At 66.3% G+C, this 15,985-nt stretch carries 13 protein-coding genes; 8 read left to right on the forward strand and 5 right to left on the reverse strand.

The features are described from left to right. Window positions 1–15: 15 nt before the first annotated feature. The gene (locus ACNI65_RS18575; protein ID WP_416758561.1) at window positions 16–762 is read left to right on the forward strand and encodes a sulfite exporter TauE/SafE family protein; all 747 of its coding nucleotides are present in this window, start codon (window positions 16–18) and stop codon (window positions 760–762) included. A gap of 30 nt (window positions 763–792) precedes the next feature. On the opposite strand, the gene ACNI65_RS18580 is transcribed toward ACNI65_RS18575, so the two are convergent. From ACNI65_RS18580 to ACNI65_RS18600, 5 genes are all read right to left on the reverse strand, one after another. Further along, entirely contained in the window at window positions 793–2,664 is a 1,872-nt protein-coding gene (locus ACNI65_RS18580) for a methyl-accepting chemotaxis protein (RefSeq protein WP_416758562.1), read from the reverse strand. 658 nt (window positions 2,665–3,322) lie between these two features. Beyond that, on the reverse strand, window positions 3,323–3,832 hold the full coding sequence (locus tag ACNI65_RS18585; protein WP_416758563.1) for a hypothetical protein: 510 nt from the start codon (window positions 3,830–3,832) through the stop codon (window positions 3,323–3,325). After that, entirely contained in the window at window positions 3,832–4,185 is a 354-nt protein-coding gene (locus ACNI65_RS18590) for a hypothetical protein (RefSeq protein WP_416758565.1), read from the reverse strand. Before ACNI65_RS18590 ends, ACNI65_RS18585 begins: the two co-directional genes overlap by 1 nt. A gap of 108 nt (window positions 4,186–4,293) precedes the next feature. Continuing rightward, window positions 4,294–4,806: a hypothetical protein gene (locus ACNI65_RS18595; RefSeq protein ID WP_416758566.1), complete on the reverse strand. Its 513-nt coding sequence runs from the start codon at window positions 4,804–4,806 to the stop codon at window positions 4,294–4,296. A gap of 233 nt (window positions 4,807–5,039) precedes the next feature. Then, window positions 5,040–5,339, reverse strand: coding sequence for a hypothetical protein (locus ACNI65_RS18600; protein ID WP_416758568.1), 300 nt, complete (start codon window positions 5,337–5,339; stop codon window positions 5,040–5,042). A 497-nt stretch (window positions 5,340–5,836) separates the two neighbouring features. Here ACNI65_RS18600 and ACNI65_RS18605 point away from each other — a divergent pair, with 497 nt between their 5' ends. The 7 genes from ACNI65_RS18605 (at window position 5,837) to ACNI65_RS18635 (ending at window position 15,963) form a co-directional block, all read left to right on the forward strand. Beyond that, a complete protein-coding gene (locus tag ACNI65_RS18605; protein ID WP_416758570.1) occupies window positions 5,837–6,859 on the forward strand; it encodes a LacI family DNA-binding transcriptional regulator in 1,023 nt (340 codons plus the stop codon). Between the two features lie 193 nt (window positions 6,860–7,052). Next, a complete protein-coding gene (locus ACNI65_RS18610) occupies window positions 7,053–8,315 on the forward strand; it encodes an ABC transporter substrate-binding protein (RefSeq protein ID WP_416758571.1) in 1,263 nt (420 codons plus the stop codon). A 25-nt stretch (window positions 8,316–8,340) separates the two neighbouring features. After that, window positions 8,341–9,279: a carbohydrate ABC transporter permease gene (locus ACNI65_RS18615; protein ID WP_416758573.1), complete on the forward strand. Its 939-nt coding sequence runs from the start codon at window positions 8,341–8,343 to the stop codon at window positions 9,277–9,279. 19 nt (window positions 9,280–9,298) lie between these two features. Continuing rightward, window positions 9,299–10,174, forward strand: a complete 876-nt coding sequence (locus ACNI65_RS18620) for a carbohydrate ABC transporter permease (RefSeq protein ID WP_416758574.1) — start codon at window positions 9,299–9,301, stop codon at window positions 10,172–10,174. A 38-nt stretch (window positions 10,175–10,212) separates the two neighbouring features. Next, window positions 10,213–11,595: a GH1 family beta-glucosidase gene (locus tag ACNI65_RS18625; protein WP_416758575.1), complete on the forward strand. Its 1,383-nt coding sequence runs from the start codon at window positions 10,213–10,215 to the stop codon at window positions 11,593–11,595. A 13-nt stretch (window positions 11,596–11,608) separates the two neighbouring features. Beyond that, window positions 11,609–12,697 (forward strand): ABC transporter ATP-binding protein, encoded by a 1,089-nt coding sequence (locus tag ACNI65_RS18630; protein ID WP_416758576.1) that lies wholly within the window; start codon window positions 11,609–11,611, stop codon window positions 12,695–12,697. Window positions 12,698–12,939: 242 nt separating this feature from the next. After that, entirely contained in the window at window positions 12,940–15,963 is a 3,024-nt protein-coding gene (locus tag ACNI65_RS18635; RefSeq protein WP_416758577.1) for a TonB-dependent receptor, read from the forward strand. Window positions 15,964–15,985: the final 22 nt, after the last annotated feature.

A 15,985-nucleotide genomic window follows, 5' to 3' on the forward strand; every position in this document is an offset into this window, starting at 1 on the left:
GCCAAGATCCCCTGCATGACGCCACCCACCCTCTCGGCCCTCACCCCCTGGCTCGCCATCGGCCTGGTCTTCATCCTGGCGGGCGGCGTCAAGGGCATCACCGGGATGGGACTGCCCACGGTCGCGATGAGCCTGCTCGGGTTGTGGATGGCGCCGGCACAGGCCGCGGCGCTGCTCGTGATGCCCTCGCTGGTCACCAACATCGCGCAGTGCCAGGGCCCCGCGTGGCGCTCGCTCGTACGCACGCTCTGGCCGGTGTGGCTCGGCATGATCCTGACCACCGTCTGGGGACCCGATCTCAGTTCGCTCGCGCCCATCGACGCCCGCTTCGCGCTCGGCGCGATCCTTGTCGCCTACGGTCTCTGGGGCCTGTGGAAACCCGTCGTCCCGCAGGTGTCGCCGCACGCGTGGTGGATCGGCCTCGCCGCCGGACTGGCGACCGGCTTCGTCACCGCGTCCACCGCGGTCTTCGTCCTGCCGCTCGTGCCCTATCTCCAGTCGCTGCGCCTGGACAAGGACACCATGATCCAGGCGCTCGGTCTGTCCTTCACGATCGCGACGCTCGCGCTCGCCGCGCGGCTGCACGCCTTCGAGAGCGGCACGCTGCTGTCCGTGCCGTCCTTCGTCGCGCTGGCCGGGGCCGTCGTCGGGCTCGTGATCGGCGCCGCGGTGCGCGCAAGGATCAGCGCCGCCACCTTCCAGCGCGCGCTGTTCCTCGTGTTCATCGCGCTCGGCGCGGCCAACCTCTGGCGAGGCCTTTGAACACGCTCACCCGCACGCCCATCCGCACGCTCATCCCAGGCGGAACGCCGACGCGAGCTCATTCATCCGCTCGGCCTGATCGTTGAGCGACGCGGCCGACGCCGCCGCCTCCTCCACCAGCGCCGCGTTCTGCTGGACCAGCTGTTCCACGTCGCCGAAGGTCGCGCGCAACTGCTGCAGGCTCGTGGCCTCCTCGGCGATCTCATGCGCGATGCGGTCGATCTCCGCGCCCACCGCGCCGATGCCGCGCTCGATGCCGGCGATCGCCGCACCCGCCGATTGCACCTCGGCCTGACCGCGTTCCACGCGCGTCACCGATTCGCCGATCAGCACCTTCACCTCGCCCGCGGCATGGGCGCTGCGCTTGGCCAGATGACGCACCTCCGCCGCGACCACGGCGAAGCCACGGCCCTGCTCGCCCGCTCGCGCCGCCTCGACCGCCGCGTTGAGCGCCAGGATGTTGGTCTGGAACGCGATCGCGTCGATCACCGCCACGATGTCCGACATCCGCTGCGAGCTCGCGCCGATGGACGTCATCGTGTCGACGAAGCCCTGCACCAGCCGGCCGCCCGCCGCGGCGCTGGCGCTGGCCTCATCGGCGAGCGCGCGGGTGCGCACCGACGCCTGCGCCGTGCCATCCAGCGTCTCCGACAGCCGCTGCACATTGCTAGACGCTTCCTGCACGCGCGCTGCGGCGTTCTCGCTTCGCACGCTCAGGTCCTGATTGCCGGCGGCGATCTCATCGGCCGCGCCGTGGATCTCGCCCGAAGCCACCTGCATCTGCGTCACCAGCCCGCGCAGCCGATCCCGCATCGACCGGATCGCATCGAGCATCCGGCCCAGGTCGTCGCGCGTGTGCCAGTCCGACTCCGCCGTCAGGTCGCCTTGCGCGATGCGCTCGGTGAGCTGCTCGGCCTCGTGGATCGGTCGCCACACGCCGACCAGCGTGCGCCACAGCAGCACGCCCATCGCGAGCAGACCGCCGATGACGACGATCGTGGTCAGCAGCAGGCGGTGACGCACGGCGCTTTCGCTGTCATCGAGCCGCGAGCCCAGCGTGTCCATCACGCGCGCGGACAACTCGGACTGCAGGCCCGCGCCCTGCTTGAGCGTCGCGACCAGTTGGTCGAGCGGGTAGTTCACGTCCTTGGCCGAGGCGTCGAGCGCTTCCAGCACGACCTGGCGCTGCCGCGCCACACGCTGGAGCATGTCGCCGTAGTCGGCCGCATGCGCCTCGTCCGCGTTGGCGGCCTGACGCAGCGCCGCGCTGAGCTGGCGCAGGTCCGCCCGATAACGACCTGCCGCATTGCCCACTGCCGCGACGTCGTCGATGGCAGCGGCGGCGCCGATGGCGCCGAGTTCCGAGAGCGTGTCCGTCAGCTGCGGCGCGACCTGCAATCCCGCCACGACGTTGAAGTAGGTCGCGCCTTCGGACTGGAGCAGCAGGCCGGAGCGCGCGTTGAGCTGGGCTGTCGCGTCGAAGATCGCGTCCAACAGCGCGCGGTACTGCGGCGATTGCGCCTGCAGCATCTGGTTCACGCCCTTGGCATGCAGCGCCTTGAACTGCGCGCGCAGTTGCCGCGCTTCCTCGATCAGCGGCTCGGCTTGCCGCACGGCGGCCAGTCCGGTGAGGACGGCTTCGAAGTCCTGGTCGATCTTCGCCGCGGCGGCATCGCGCGCGGTGGCTTGTTCAGGGTGGCTGGACGCGGTGGCCGAAGCCAGGCGGTGATCGGCGAGATCCGCGATCACGCGCTGCCAGGCCTGATGCGCAGGGAGCGCGGCGCGTTGCGCCTGCACGGTGCGCAGCGAATCCAGCAGGTTGAGACCCAGCTGCGCGGTGGGCAGCAGGCAGACGGCGCCGCACAAGAGCGCGACGAGGGCAAGACGGTGCTTGAGGGACATGGGCGAAGGCTGCAAAGCCGGTACTTCTGAAGACACCGGCAGTCTTGCAACGCTTCGTTACAGCTCTGGGAAAGCGGGGAGGTCACTCGCGATGAGGGCGGGGAAGCGGGGATTTTTAACGTTCGGCACAACTGGACTTGCGCTTCGTCCAATCGCTCAAAAGATCAGTCGCCGCTGATGCCGATCGAGTCGATCTGCTCGTCTCAAACCGGAGAACTGTGGACCGCAATAAGAAGTCGCCGTCGACGTCGCTCCACACCCGTGTCAGTTTGACAGGAGGGCATACATCAATCAGATATTTGCAATTCTGCGCACAATAAATCCTACGAGAGTCGTCATCCCGTAAGACACCACAACGCTCAAGACCCCATACAACAATGTCAAACTTGGCCCAACTTGCCAACCATCAACGCCAATCCAAGCCATTAGCGCAATCGCCAGCACCAACCCTAATTCAACTGTCGGAGCTAGAGATAGAGACATCGCCTCCTGCCCCCCATTCGCCTTCCTGCGCTTATAGGCTCGCAATACCACGAGGGGAGTAAGAATATTCCAAAGCAATTTAAGCATTAGAACAACGAGCAAAAGTTCGAAAGCATATATCAATTTGACCCCAATACACATTGACCCAAGAACCCATCAAACCAAGGGACGGTGGTCAAACCCTGTCTTCAGCCTTAGAGGAAACGGAGTCGCGGGGAGCTGCAGATCGCCGCAGCCAAGCGTAAACGACAATGACTGCAAATATCTGAGTACCCGCCATCCGATACCCCTCACTCAAGCCATCACGGGTGGCGTAGGATGAATCGATACAGCCACTCCAATCCATGGGCTTCAAATCGCAAGCCCGCTTAATGTGGACACCTGCAATCAGCGGCAAAGCCGCCGCTCCAACGGCGGCAACGCCAGCCACCAGCCACACTCTAGAGGGTCGCTGGTCGCGTGACCAAAGCACGCCGATGGCAATTGCAGTGATTGCAACAACAGGAGCAGCCAGGCAGGCCAGGAACGAGAAGACCACCACCCACGAGAGGAGCTTGCCGAGCCCCCTCGAATACACCGGCTGCGCGGCGACGAACAGGAACAGCAGTATCAGGAACGCCACGAGGTAGACGAATACCGGCCCCGTCGCTGAGCCTTCATTCTCAGGAGTGGCACGCGTTGACATCATTGCTTCCTCTTTGGATGACCCTTGCGCCACGCCACCACAGCGCATCGAATCGCTCCAACCGCGAGAAACAATGCTGGAGCGATCAACTTCAACATATTGCGTCCCGCATCGTTGATGTATGCATCCATCGCCGCGCCCTGGGCCGCAGAGATTTCATTTCCGCTGAATATTCCATCTTGATTGATGTCGAACACATGCAAGGCGCTCTCAAGGCGCCATTCGTAGAGGGCAAAGAGGCCAAGAAACATGGCATTGCCGATGCCACTTTCGAGGAATAGTCTCAGGTATGAAGACTGCGATCGTGACCCAGAAAGCCGCCGCAAGATGCTCCCAGCCAGCGGGATTGACATGAGGGACATCAACAGTATTGCCAATTTCATCGAAGCTCCTGCTTCAGCCACAAGCCACCACGACTTACTCAATTTTCAGATCGACAATAATCAGTGGGGCCCCTTAATTCAATCCTTCTTCCGCTGCGCCCCGGCCTTTCGGGACACCCTTCCCGAGCGCACCGCCCGACGAACAATCTCTACCAGCGCTTCTTTGCTTGATTCGGACAAATGCTTCGTCGGAATTCTTGCAATTGAGCCAACGATGCAATTCACCACCATCGCCTTCTTCTCGCTGGCGTTTGCATTTTGCCAATCGCTGAAGTCAATGTTTTGCCGAACCATGTAAGCACGCTCTCCCCGTTTCCAAGTCACCTTGTTCCCGGCCGACCTCATTTCAGGATTCAGGACCGTAGGGAATATGACGATGCCGGTCAGTTCGCAACTGAATGCGGCCTCACGGACCACGTCCTTCAGACGCTGAGAGAACATGACGATGGGCTCGACATCAACATCCACTGAAGCAATAGAAGTAATGGTGAGATTAAAGGGGGCATCCAGCGCGTCGAGGTCGACTGGATACCCGTTTTCCGCTGCCCGCAGCATTGACTCGGCATCTCGTTTCGTCACCATGGTTTCCATCTTCCTCGCTTCAACATTTCGAACTAGCCGCCGGAAGTTTTCCATGAGTAGTGACGTATCCCATGCATAAGCCAATTTCCGGCATCCGAGCGAGGGCCAAACGGTCGCAGGTCGCTAGCGCCTCCCGCTCGGCTTCGGCAATGAGCAGGGGCGTCACGAAGACAATGGCCAGCAAGGCCATACCTGCAAGAATCATTGAACGTTTCGTCGGCCTCATTCAAGTACCGCAATCGCTACAGACATTCGTTCATGAACTGCATGCACACGAATTTCATGAGCGTCCAGGAGAGAAACGGCACCCAAAGCAACACGAGTATCAGCACCGCGGACCAGCAGATCCACTTTGGAACACTGGGCCTCAGCAACGCACGCCGAAGGTAACCCCCAACGAGAGCCGCCGTGGAGACGAACGCCAAGAATGGCAAAGCGCCGAGCAAGTCAACCTTGGCATGCGCAACCACTGTTGCGACCGCGAAGGACACTGCGGCCGGAAGCAGCGACAAGATGGCGATGAGAAGCAGCAGCCGGCGCATGTCCACTCGTTCCTTGGGATCAGAAGAGAATGGCCTACGGCTTTTCATGGCTCCGCCAAAGCAGCAGTCCGACAAGCAACGCAGTTACGACGGTCAGACCGCCGTAGACGGCAGCTCTTGATCGCAGGCACTCTCGGTAGGCATCGGCGGATGCATAACATGCCCCTCCCTGCTCCATAGGGAATCGGTACTTTGATGGATCGCTCGAGAAATCGAGCGCTGCGACGAGGGTGACGACCAAGCTGGTCAGCAAGAAGATCAGCAGCACTCGCAAAGTCCATCTGGATAGAGTCTTGGTCATTGGATTGATCGCATGCAATCGGCTCACATCGGTCGGCAGCGGGCCGCACCTTATCCACGTCGCGCCGCCTTGTCGATCCGTAGCCCAACCCATCCACGAAACCGCGCCGCAGACACCATCCGCTCATCAGCTTTCCAGCGCACGGCAACCGTCCCTTACACTCGCCCGCGCCCCATGACAACGTGATCCACACCCCATGAAGAGCTCCAGGACTGCCCGCCCGTCATCGAAGGTGACGCTGGGCATGGTCGCCGAGGCCAGCGGGGTGTCGCCGAGCACGGTCTCGCGCATCCTCAATGGCACCGCCGTCGTCAGCCAGGAGAAGAAGGACGCCGTCGACCGCGCCATCGCGGAACTCGGCTTCGTCCCCAACCCGATCGCCCGCGTGCTCGCCGGTGGACGCTCGCTCAGCGTGGGCGTGGTCACGCAGGCCATCGACAGCCCCTACTACGGCGTCGCGCTGCGCGGCATCGAGGAAGTGCTCGACGCCGCCGGCTTCGTGCCGCTCTTCGCCAGCGGCCACTGGAACGCCAAGGAAGAACAGCGCTGCATCGACACGCTGCGCGCGCGCCGCGTTGACGGAATCATCGTGCTCACCGGGCGGCTCAGCGACGAGTCGCTGCGCAAGCTCGCCAAGGAACTGCCCGTCGTTGTCACCGGCCGCGCGCTCAAGGCGCCCAGCCTGCACGCGCTGAACTTCAACGACTTCGAAGGCGCGCGCCTCGCCACGCACCATCTGCTGTCGCAAGGCCATCGCAAGATCGCGTTCATCGCGGGCGATCCGGTGCACCCGGATGCGCAGGAGCGGCTGAAGGGATATCGCGCGGCGCTGGAGGCGGCAGGCGTGAAATACAAACCGGCGCTGGTGCTGCCGGGCATGTTCCACGAGGACAGCGGCGTGATGGCGGTGGAACGCCTCATCGACAGCCGCGAGCCCTTCTCGGCGATCTTCGCGGCCAACGACCAGATGGCGTTTGGCGCGTCGCTCGCGCTTTATCGGCGCGGGCTGCGCGTGCCGGAGGATGTGTCCATCGTCGGCTTCGACGACCTCGCCGGCGCCGCGCACTGCATCCCGCCGCTGACCACCATCCATCAGGCCGGCCTGGAACTCGGCCGCTGCGCCGCGCAGGCGCTGCTGGACCTTCTCGCCGACAAGACGCCCACCGCGCAGTTGCCTGAGCCGCGGCTGATCATCCGGTCGTCGACGCGCGCGCTCTGATCGCGACGCGGCTGCGCACTGCCCTCGCCGCCAGCCCTCACCCCTCCCTCTCCCGCTTCGCAGGCGAGGGCGACCGGTCGGCTTACTGAGACACCCGCTCTCCTCCCTAGCGATAACCCTGGTACGTTCCGTCCAGCTTGCTGGCTATCATGAAAGCGCTTTCATAAACAGAACGACACCGGAGACAGATCACATGCGGAAGTGGGCGCGATGCCTGACAACGATCATCCTGAGCCTGGGCCTGACCCCGGCAGGGTCAGTCGTTGCCGCTCCCACCACGCTGACCGTCGCGGCCTTCCCCGCCATCGATGAGATCGTGCGCAGCGCCCTGCCCGCCTGGAAGCAGCTGCATCCCGATGTCGACATCAAGATCGTGAGCCGCGAGCTCAACGATCACCACACCGCGATGACCACCGCGCTGTCCACCGCGAAGGGCCTGCCCGACGTGATGGCGCTGGAGATCGGTTATCTCGGCCGTTTCGCGCAGGGCACCGGCCTCGAGGACCTCGCCAAGCCGCCCTACGCGCTGGATCGCGAGCGCGCGCGCTTCGTCGGCTACGCCTTCGACCAGGCCACGACGCCCGCCGGCGCCGTGCTGGCCGTGCCCACCGACATCGGCCCCGGCACGCTGCTCTACCGCACCGACCTGCTGGCCCGCGCGGGCCTGACGGAATCGGACCTCACCACCAGCTGGGCCGGCTACGTCACCGCCGGCGTGAAGATCAAGGCCGCCACCGGCGCCTACCTGATGGCCCATGCGCGCGACATGAAGGACATCCTCATCCGCACGGGCCTGCAGCCCGGCGAGGGCCTGTACTTCGATCGAGACTCGCACCCGCTCGTGACCTCGCCGCGCTTCGTGCGCGCGTTCGAGCTGGCCCGCGCGGTGCGCCGCCAGCAGTTGGACGCCAAGGTCACCGCCTGGTCCTCCGACTGGAGCGAGGGCTTCAAGCGCGGCGGCATCGCCACGCAGATGTCGGGCGCCTGGCTCGCGGGCCACCTCAACACCTGGCTCGCCCCCGGCACGCGCGGCAAGTGGCGCGCGGCCCAGTTGCCCGAGGGCGCGTACGCGGCCTACGGCGGCACCTTCTTCGCGATGGCCCGCCACGGCGACGCCGCGCGCAAGCCCATGGCCTACGAGTTCATCCGCTTCATGACGATGAACCGCGCGCAGCAGCTCGCCGCCTTCAAGGCGCAGGACGCCTTCCCCGCCCTCGTGGACGCCCAGCAGGACGCGTTCTACGACCAGCCGCTGCCCTTCCTCGGCGGCCAGGTCGCGCGGCGCGACTGGCGCGACGCCGCCGGCCACATCCGTGCCTTCCCGGTCCACAAGCAGGACGCCTTCGCCCGCGAGGTCATCGACACCGAGCTGGACAAGGTCCTGGACCGCGACAAGGACATCGCCACCGCGCTGGCCGACGCGCAACGGCTGCTCCAGCAACGCGCCCGCCGCTGAGCCCAGGCCCCACCGGACACCGACGATGCCCCTGCGCCTTCCTCCCGCCCTGCGACTGTCGCCGCGCTACGCGCCCTACGCGTTGCTCGCGCCCTTCCTCGTGCTGTTCGTGGTCTTCGGGCTGTTCCCGCTGCTGTTCTCGCTCTACCTGGCCTTCCACAGCTGGGAGCCCACCAGCGGCCTGGGCGCGATGCACTGGGTCGGCCTGGACAACTTCAGCTTCGCGTTGCAGGACGAGTGGTTCTGGAAGTCGCTGCGCAACACCGCCTGGCTGGCGATCGCCTCGGGGGTGCCGCAGCACCTGGTCGCGATCCCGCTGGCGACCTTCCTGCACCTGGCCTTCAAGCGCTGGCGCAACGCGATGGTCGGCGCGTATTTCCTGCCCTACATCACGTCCTCGGTCGCGATCGCGATCCTGTTCAGCTCGCTGTTCTCCACCGATTACGGCCTGATCAACCTGGCCATCGCCGCGGTGCGCGAGCTCCCGCTGCTGGGCCATCTGATGCCGCAGGCCGCGGTGGACTGGCTCAACGACCCGGACGCGCTCAAGCCGGCGATCTCGATGATCGTGTTCTGGCGCTACGTCGGCTTCAACGTCGTGCTCTACCTCGCCGCGCTGCAGACCATCCCGCCCGACCTTTACGAGGCCGCGACCATGGACGGCGCGAGCCGCCTGCAGCAGTTCTTCCACATCACGCTGCCCAGCCTGCGCCCGATGATCTTCTTCGGCGTCACGCTGAGCGTCATCGGCGGACTGCAGCTCTTCGAGGAACCCTTCATCCTGACCGGCGGCAAGGGCGGCTCGGACCAGGCCGGCATGAGCGCCGCCGTCTACCTGTACCGCAACGCCTTTGACTTCAACGACTTCGGCGCGGCCAGCGCGATGTCCTGGCTGCTGTTCCTGATCGTGGCCGCGCTGACCTGGCTCACGAACCGCGCGTTCCGTCCCAAGGACCGGTCCTGAGCCGCGAGGACGCCCAGCCATGAGCACCACGATGCACGCCCCCCTCGACGCCACTGCCGTGCCGCGCACCGCGCAGGCACCGCGCATGACCGCCTGGGCCGCCTACCTGCTGGTGGGCGCCGGGGCGCTGATCATGCTCGCGCCCTTCTATTTCATGTTCGTCTTCGCGACGCACTCGCGCACCGAGATCTTCAGCCTGCCGCCGCCGATGTGGTTCGGCGACGACTTCCTGGCCAACGTCGACATCCTCACCAAGCGCCTGCCCTTCTGGCGCAACCTCGGCCTGAGCCTCTACGTCGGCCTGTGCAACACGGGCCTGACGCTGCTGTTCTGCTCGATGGGCGGCTACGCGTTCGCGATGTACGAGTTCCGCTTCAAGAAGGCGCTCTTCGCGCTGGTGATGGGCACGATGCTGCTGCCCAGCTTCATGAACATGATCCCGAGCTTCATGATCATGGACCTGCTGGGCTGGATCGATCAGCCGCGCGCGCTCTACATCCCCGGCGCGGCCAGCGCCTTCGGCATCTTCCTGATGCGCCAGTTCATCAGCTCGGCGGTCCCGCGCGAGCTCGTCGAGGCGGCGCGCATGGACGGCTGCGGCGAGCTGGGCATCTACGCGCGCATCGTGCTGCCGCTGCTCAAGCCGGCGCTGGGCACGCTGGGGCTGATCACCTTCATCTCGTCCTGGAACAACTTCATCGGGCCGCTCGTGGTCATGCGCTCGCCCGACATGTACACGCTGCCGCTGGCGCTGCGATCGCTGCAGAGCCCGGTGGACACCGAATGGGGCGCGCTGATGGCCGGTTCCGCCATCGCGACGCTGCCGCTGATCGTGCTCTTCGTCCTGTGCTCGCGGCAGCTCATCTCGGGCCTGACCGTCGGCGCGGTGAAGTGACGCGCGCCTCCCCTCACACACAAGAACACCCTGCCTCGATGTCAGCCTCCAACGACCACTCCCCGGTTTCCACTCCCCTGCCCACGGCGGCCGCCAAGGCCTTCCCCGCGGACTTCGTCTGGGGCGTGGCCACCAGCGCCTTCCAGATCGAGGGCGCGCACGACGCCGACGGCAAGGGCCCGTCCATCTGGGACACCTTCTGCCGCCAGCCCGGCGTGATCGCGGACGCGAGCAATGGCGACGTCGCCTGCGAGCACTACGCGCGCCTGGACGAGGACCTCGACCTCATCCGCGACCTCGGCGTGCAGGCCTATCGCTTCTCGGTGTCGTGGCCGCGCGTGCGCCCCACCGGCGACGGCGAGTGGAACGAGGCCGGCCTGGCCTTCTACGAGCGCCTGGTCGACGGACTGATCGCCCGCGGCCTGAAGCCCTACCTGACGCTGAACCACTGGGACCTGCCGCAGGCGCTGCAGGATCGAGGCGGCTGGGGTGACCGCGCGACGGTCGACCGCTTCGTCGAGTACGCGATGGGCATCGCCCGCCGGCTGGGCCACAAGGTCGTCTCGATCGCCACGCACAACGAGCCCTGGGTCGTCGCGCAGCTGGGCCATGAGAAGGGTGTCTTCGCGCCCGGCCTGAAGGACCGGCGGCTGGCCGCGCAGGTCTCGCATCACCTGCTGCTCAGCCACGGCCTGGCGATCACGGCGATGCGCGCGCTCGAGCTGAAGGCCTCGCTGGGCATCGTGCTGAACATGGCGCCGATGTACCCCGCTTCCGACACCGACGAGGACCGCGCCGCCGCGCGCCTGGAAGACGGCCGGCTGCGCCGCTGGTACATGGATCCGCTCTTCAACGGCCGTTATCCGGTGGACGTGCTGCACGACCTGGGCGAGGACGCGCCGCGCGTGTCGCCCGGCGACCTGGACCAGATCCGCGTGCCCATCGACTTCGTGGGCATCAACTACTACTCGCGCGGCGTGATCAGCGCGACCGGCGCCTTCGACAACAAGACCAGCGGCCTGGAACTCACCGACATGGGCTGGGAGGTCTACCCGCAAGGGCTGACCGACCTGCTGGTGTCGGTGCACCGCGACTATCCCGGCGTGAAGCGCCTGTACGTGACCGAGAACGGCGGCGCCTTCCCCGATCCGCTGGGCAGCGACGGCCGCGTCCACGACGCCGACCGCACGCGCTACCTGGACACGCACATCGCCGCCGTCGGCGACGCGATCGCGCAGGGCGTGCCCATGGGCGGCTACATGGTGTGGAGCCTGCTGGACAACTTCGAGTGGGCCTCGGGCTACGAGAAGCGCTTCGGCATCGTCCACGTGGACTACGCGACCCAGCAGCGCACGCCCAAGGACAGCGCGCTGGCGTATCGCGATTTCGTGCGCGCGCAGCTGAGCGCGCGTCAGGACTGAACCGGAGACCGGCATGGGACAAGTCACGCTGCGCGGCATCCGCAAGCGCTACGGCGATCACGAGGTCATCCAGGGCATCGACCTGGACGTGCGCGACGGCGAATTCATGGTCTTCGTCGGCCCGTCGGGCTGCGGCAAGAGCACGACGCTGCGCATGATCGCCGGGCTGGAGGAGATCTCCGGCGGCGACCTGCTCATCGACGGCCCGCGCGCCAACGACCTGCGTCCCGCCGACCGCGGCGCGGCGATGGTCTTCCAGAGCTACGCGCTCTACCCGCACATGACGGTGGCGGAGAACATGGGCTTCGCGCTGAAGATGGCGGGCGTGAGCCGCGCCGAGCGTGATGAACAGGTGCGCCGCACCGCCGAGATCCTGCGCATCACCGACCTGCTGCAGCGCACGCCCAAGCAGCTGTCCGGCGGTCAACGCCAGCGCGTGGCCATCGGCCGCGCGATCGTGCGCAAGCCCAAGGTCTTCCTCTTCGACGAGCCGCTGTCCAACCTGGACGCCGCGCTGCGCGTGGACATGCGCATCGAGCTCACGCGGCTGCACCAGCAGCTGGGCACGACCATGATCTACGTCACCCACGACCAAGTCGAGGCGATGACGATGGGCGACCGCATCGCCGTCTTCAACCAGGGACGCATCGAGCAGCTGGGTGCGCCGCTGGACCTCTACCGCCATCCGGTCAACGAGTTCGTCGCCTCGTTCCTGGGCGCGCCCAAGATCAACTTCATCGAGCGGCCCTCGGCCAACACGCCGGGCGCGGCGCGCCGCCTGTGGGAGCAGCTCGGCGGCGCCGCGCGGCCGGCCGCCAAGCGCCTCGCGCTGCGTCCCGAGCACCTCACGCTGGCGCCCTCGCACGACGACGGCGCGGTGCCCGCGACCGTCGTGCTGGCCGAGCACCTGGGCGATAGCTCGATCCTGCATCTGCGCGTGGACGGCCAATCCGGGCTGCTCACCGCGAAGCTGCCCGCCGGCTCAGGCTCGCTGCACGACGGCGATCCGGTGCGGCTGAACGTCAGCGCCGATCACGCGCTGGCCTTCGATGGCGAGGCGCGCGCGCTCGACGCGCGGCCGCCGGTGCCCGCCGCGGCGTGAGCCGCGCGCGAGCCCGCCCCCGTAGTTTCCCCCCCCGCAGTACCCGCAGTACCCCGCGCCCGTGTGTGGCGCGGATCCCCTCGCTAGGGAAAGTCAGTAGAGGTCCCGGAGCCGAAGCAGATAAATTCTGAAAGCGCTTTCAAGATATCCGCCGAGTATTCGGATCCAGCTTGCCCTGTCCATTCGGGCCCACCATCGAAACGGGGGCCTTGGCCAAGACTGAGAGATAACAAGGAGACAAGATGAAGCACGTCCACCCCACCCGACAGCGGCAGGGCCGCGGACCGCAGCGCCAACCGGTGGCCGCGGCTTGCGCGATGCTGTTCTTCGCCGCGGCCGCGCACGCGCAGCAGGCACCGCAAGCCCCCGAATCCGCCGCCTCGGCCGCGCAGCGCAAGGCCGACGCGCAGATCGACACCGTCGTGGTGACCGGCATCCGCCAGTCGCTGGACACCTCGCTGAACCTGAAGCGCCAGCAACGCGGCGTGGTGGACGGCATCGTCGCCGAGGACATCGGCAAGTTCCCCGACACCAACCTGGCCGAGTCGATGCAGCGCATCTCGGGCGTGTCGATCGACCGCTCGATGGGCGAAGGCTCCAAGGTCACGGTGCGCGGCGTCGGCCCTGACTTCAACCTGGTGCTGCTCAACGGCCGCCAGATGCCGGCGTCCTCGATCGCCGACACGGGCCCGTCCAACTCGCGTGCCTTCGACTTCGCCAACCTGGCCTCGGAATCGATCGCCGCGCTGGAGGTCTACAAGACCAGCCGCGCGAGCTCGCCCACCGGCGGCATCGGCGCGACGATCAACATCAAGACCGCGCGTCCGCTGGACACGAAGAAGACCATCGCCAGCATCGGCGTGAAGGCCGTGCATGACGGCGGCAACTCGCGCCTGCCCGACAACCTCAAGGGTGACAGCGTCACGCCGGAGGTCTCCGGCATCTACAGCACCACCTTCGGCGACGGGAAGTTCGGCCTGGCGGTCTCGGGCAGCTACCAGAAGCGCGACCTGGGCTACAACAGCGCGGGCGTGCCCAACGGCTGGTTGCCCTTCCGCGGCGACGAGGTCGGCAATGGCGCGATCCCCCTGCCCGGCCAGCCCGGCGCGGACCGCATCACCAACCGGCCCGGCGCGACGGACATCTACTCGCTGCCGCAGAACGTCAACTACAACATGAACGGCATCAGCCGGGAGCGCACGAACGGCCAGGTGACCTTCCAGTTCGCCCCGACCAGCTCGTTGACGACCACGCTCGACTACACGCTCTCGCAGAACAAGGTGCACACGCGCCGCAACGACCTGTCGGCGTGGTTCAGCTTCGGCCCCTCGTCGAGCTCGTGGACCAACGGCCCGGTCTCCGCGCCGCTGAGCTACACCGAGCTGATCACCGCGGGCAACGCCGACCTCTCGATGGGCGGCGCGGACTTCGCCACCAAGAACGACAACAAGTCGCTGGGCTTCAACGCCGACTGGAAGGCCACCGACCGCCTGCGCTTTGAATTCGACGCGCATCGCTCGACCGCCACCTCCGGCGCGGACAGCCCCTGGGGCAGCAACAACGTGATCGGCACCGCGAGCTTCAACCGCGGTCAGACCACCGTGGACTTCAGCAACGAACTACCGCTGCTGATCATGCCCACCACCACGCGCGACGGCTCCAAGCAGCTGGTGACGGGTTCGTCCTTCCGCAACAGCTACACGAAGTCGGAAGTCGACCAGCAGCAGGTGCGCGGCAGCTACAAGATCAGCGACGAGTCGAAGCTGGACTTCGGCGTCGGGCTGACGAAGGTGAAGAACCGCTCGGCCTATTCGAACGTGCAGCTCGACACCTGGGGCGGCGCGACCAGCCCGGCGGACTATCCCGACACGGTCTGGCTGCCGCAGGACCTGCGCAACTTCTTCGGCAAGATCGGTGGCATCAACGATCCGCGCCTGTTCACGCAGTTCTACACCTTCGACTTCGGCACCGTGCGCGACCTGGCCGCCAAGGCCTGGACCGATCCGTCCAAGTACCTGGCCTCGCAGAACTTCTCGACCGACCGCCGCACGACGGAGAAGTCCAGCAGCGCCTACGCGGAGTACACCCGCGACTGGGAGCTGGGCGTGCCGATGAGCGCCACGATCGGGATGCGCTATGAGCGCACCAAGGTCACCTCCAGCGCGCTGGTGCCGACGGCCACGGGCATCACCTGGGGCTCCAACAACGAGCTCACCGTGCTCAAGGGCGATCCGGGCTTCACCACGCTGGACGGCAAGTACAGCTACTGGCTGCCGAGCATCGACTGGGACGCGGACCTCACCGACAAGCTCAAGCTGCGCGCCAGCTACGGCACGACGATCGGCCGGCCGGGCTGGGATGCGATCCAGGGCGGCCAGACACTGAACGACCTGGCTCGCGTGAACGGCGGGACGGGCGCGCAGGGCAACCCGGGGCTCAAGCCGCTGAAGGCCAAGAATTTCGACCTCTCGCTGGAGTACTACTACGCGAAGTCGAGCTACGTGGCCGCGGGCGTGTTCCGCAAGAACATCTCCAACTACATCGGCTCGACGATCGAGAACGCCACGCCGTTCAACCTACACACGCCGATCGGGGGCAAGCTCTACAACGAGGCCTCGACCACCGGTGCCTGCGGCACGGACCTGACCTGCATCCGCAACTACATCCTCAACAACTACAACGGCCAGCAGGGCGTGACGCGGACCGGCTTCGACACCAACGGCAACGCGCTGGGCACGATCGCGGGCCAGGCGGGCGACCCGATCGCCAACTTCCAGATCACGGTGCCGGCCAACACGCAGTCCAACAGCCTGAAGGGCTTCGAGCTGAACGTGCAGCATGCGTTCGGGAACTCGGGCTTCGGGGTCGCGGCCAACTTCACCAAGGTGAAGTCGGGCCTCAAGTACGACAACATGAGCCTGGCGCAGCAGTACGCGCTGGTGGGGCTGAGCGACTCGGCCAACCTGGTGGGCTTCTACGAGGATGCGCGCTTCAGCGTGCGGGTGGCCTACAACTGGCGCGACAAGTTCCTCGCGGCGGTCAACGACGGCAACACGCTGGGCCGCTCGGCGCCGATCTACACGGAGCCGTACTCGCAGGTCGACGTGAGCCTGGGCTACAACTTCAGCGAGCGCCTGAGCATGCAGGCCGAGGTCATCAACGTGGGCGATGCGATCCTGCGCCAGCATGGTCGGACCAAGGAGGAGGTGTACTCGGTCACGCAGACCGGACGCCGCTATATGCTGGGTCTCCGCTACAAGTTCTGACCCCCGCCGGGGCCCTGCCCGC

The organism is Roseateles sp. So40a (assembly GCF_048081605.1).
In the GTDB taxonomy this organism is placed as follows: Bacteria; Pseudomonadota; Gammaproteobacteria; order Burkholderiales; family Burkholderiaceae_C; genus Roseateles.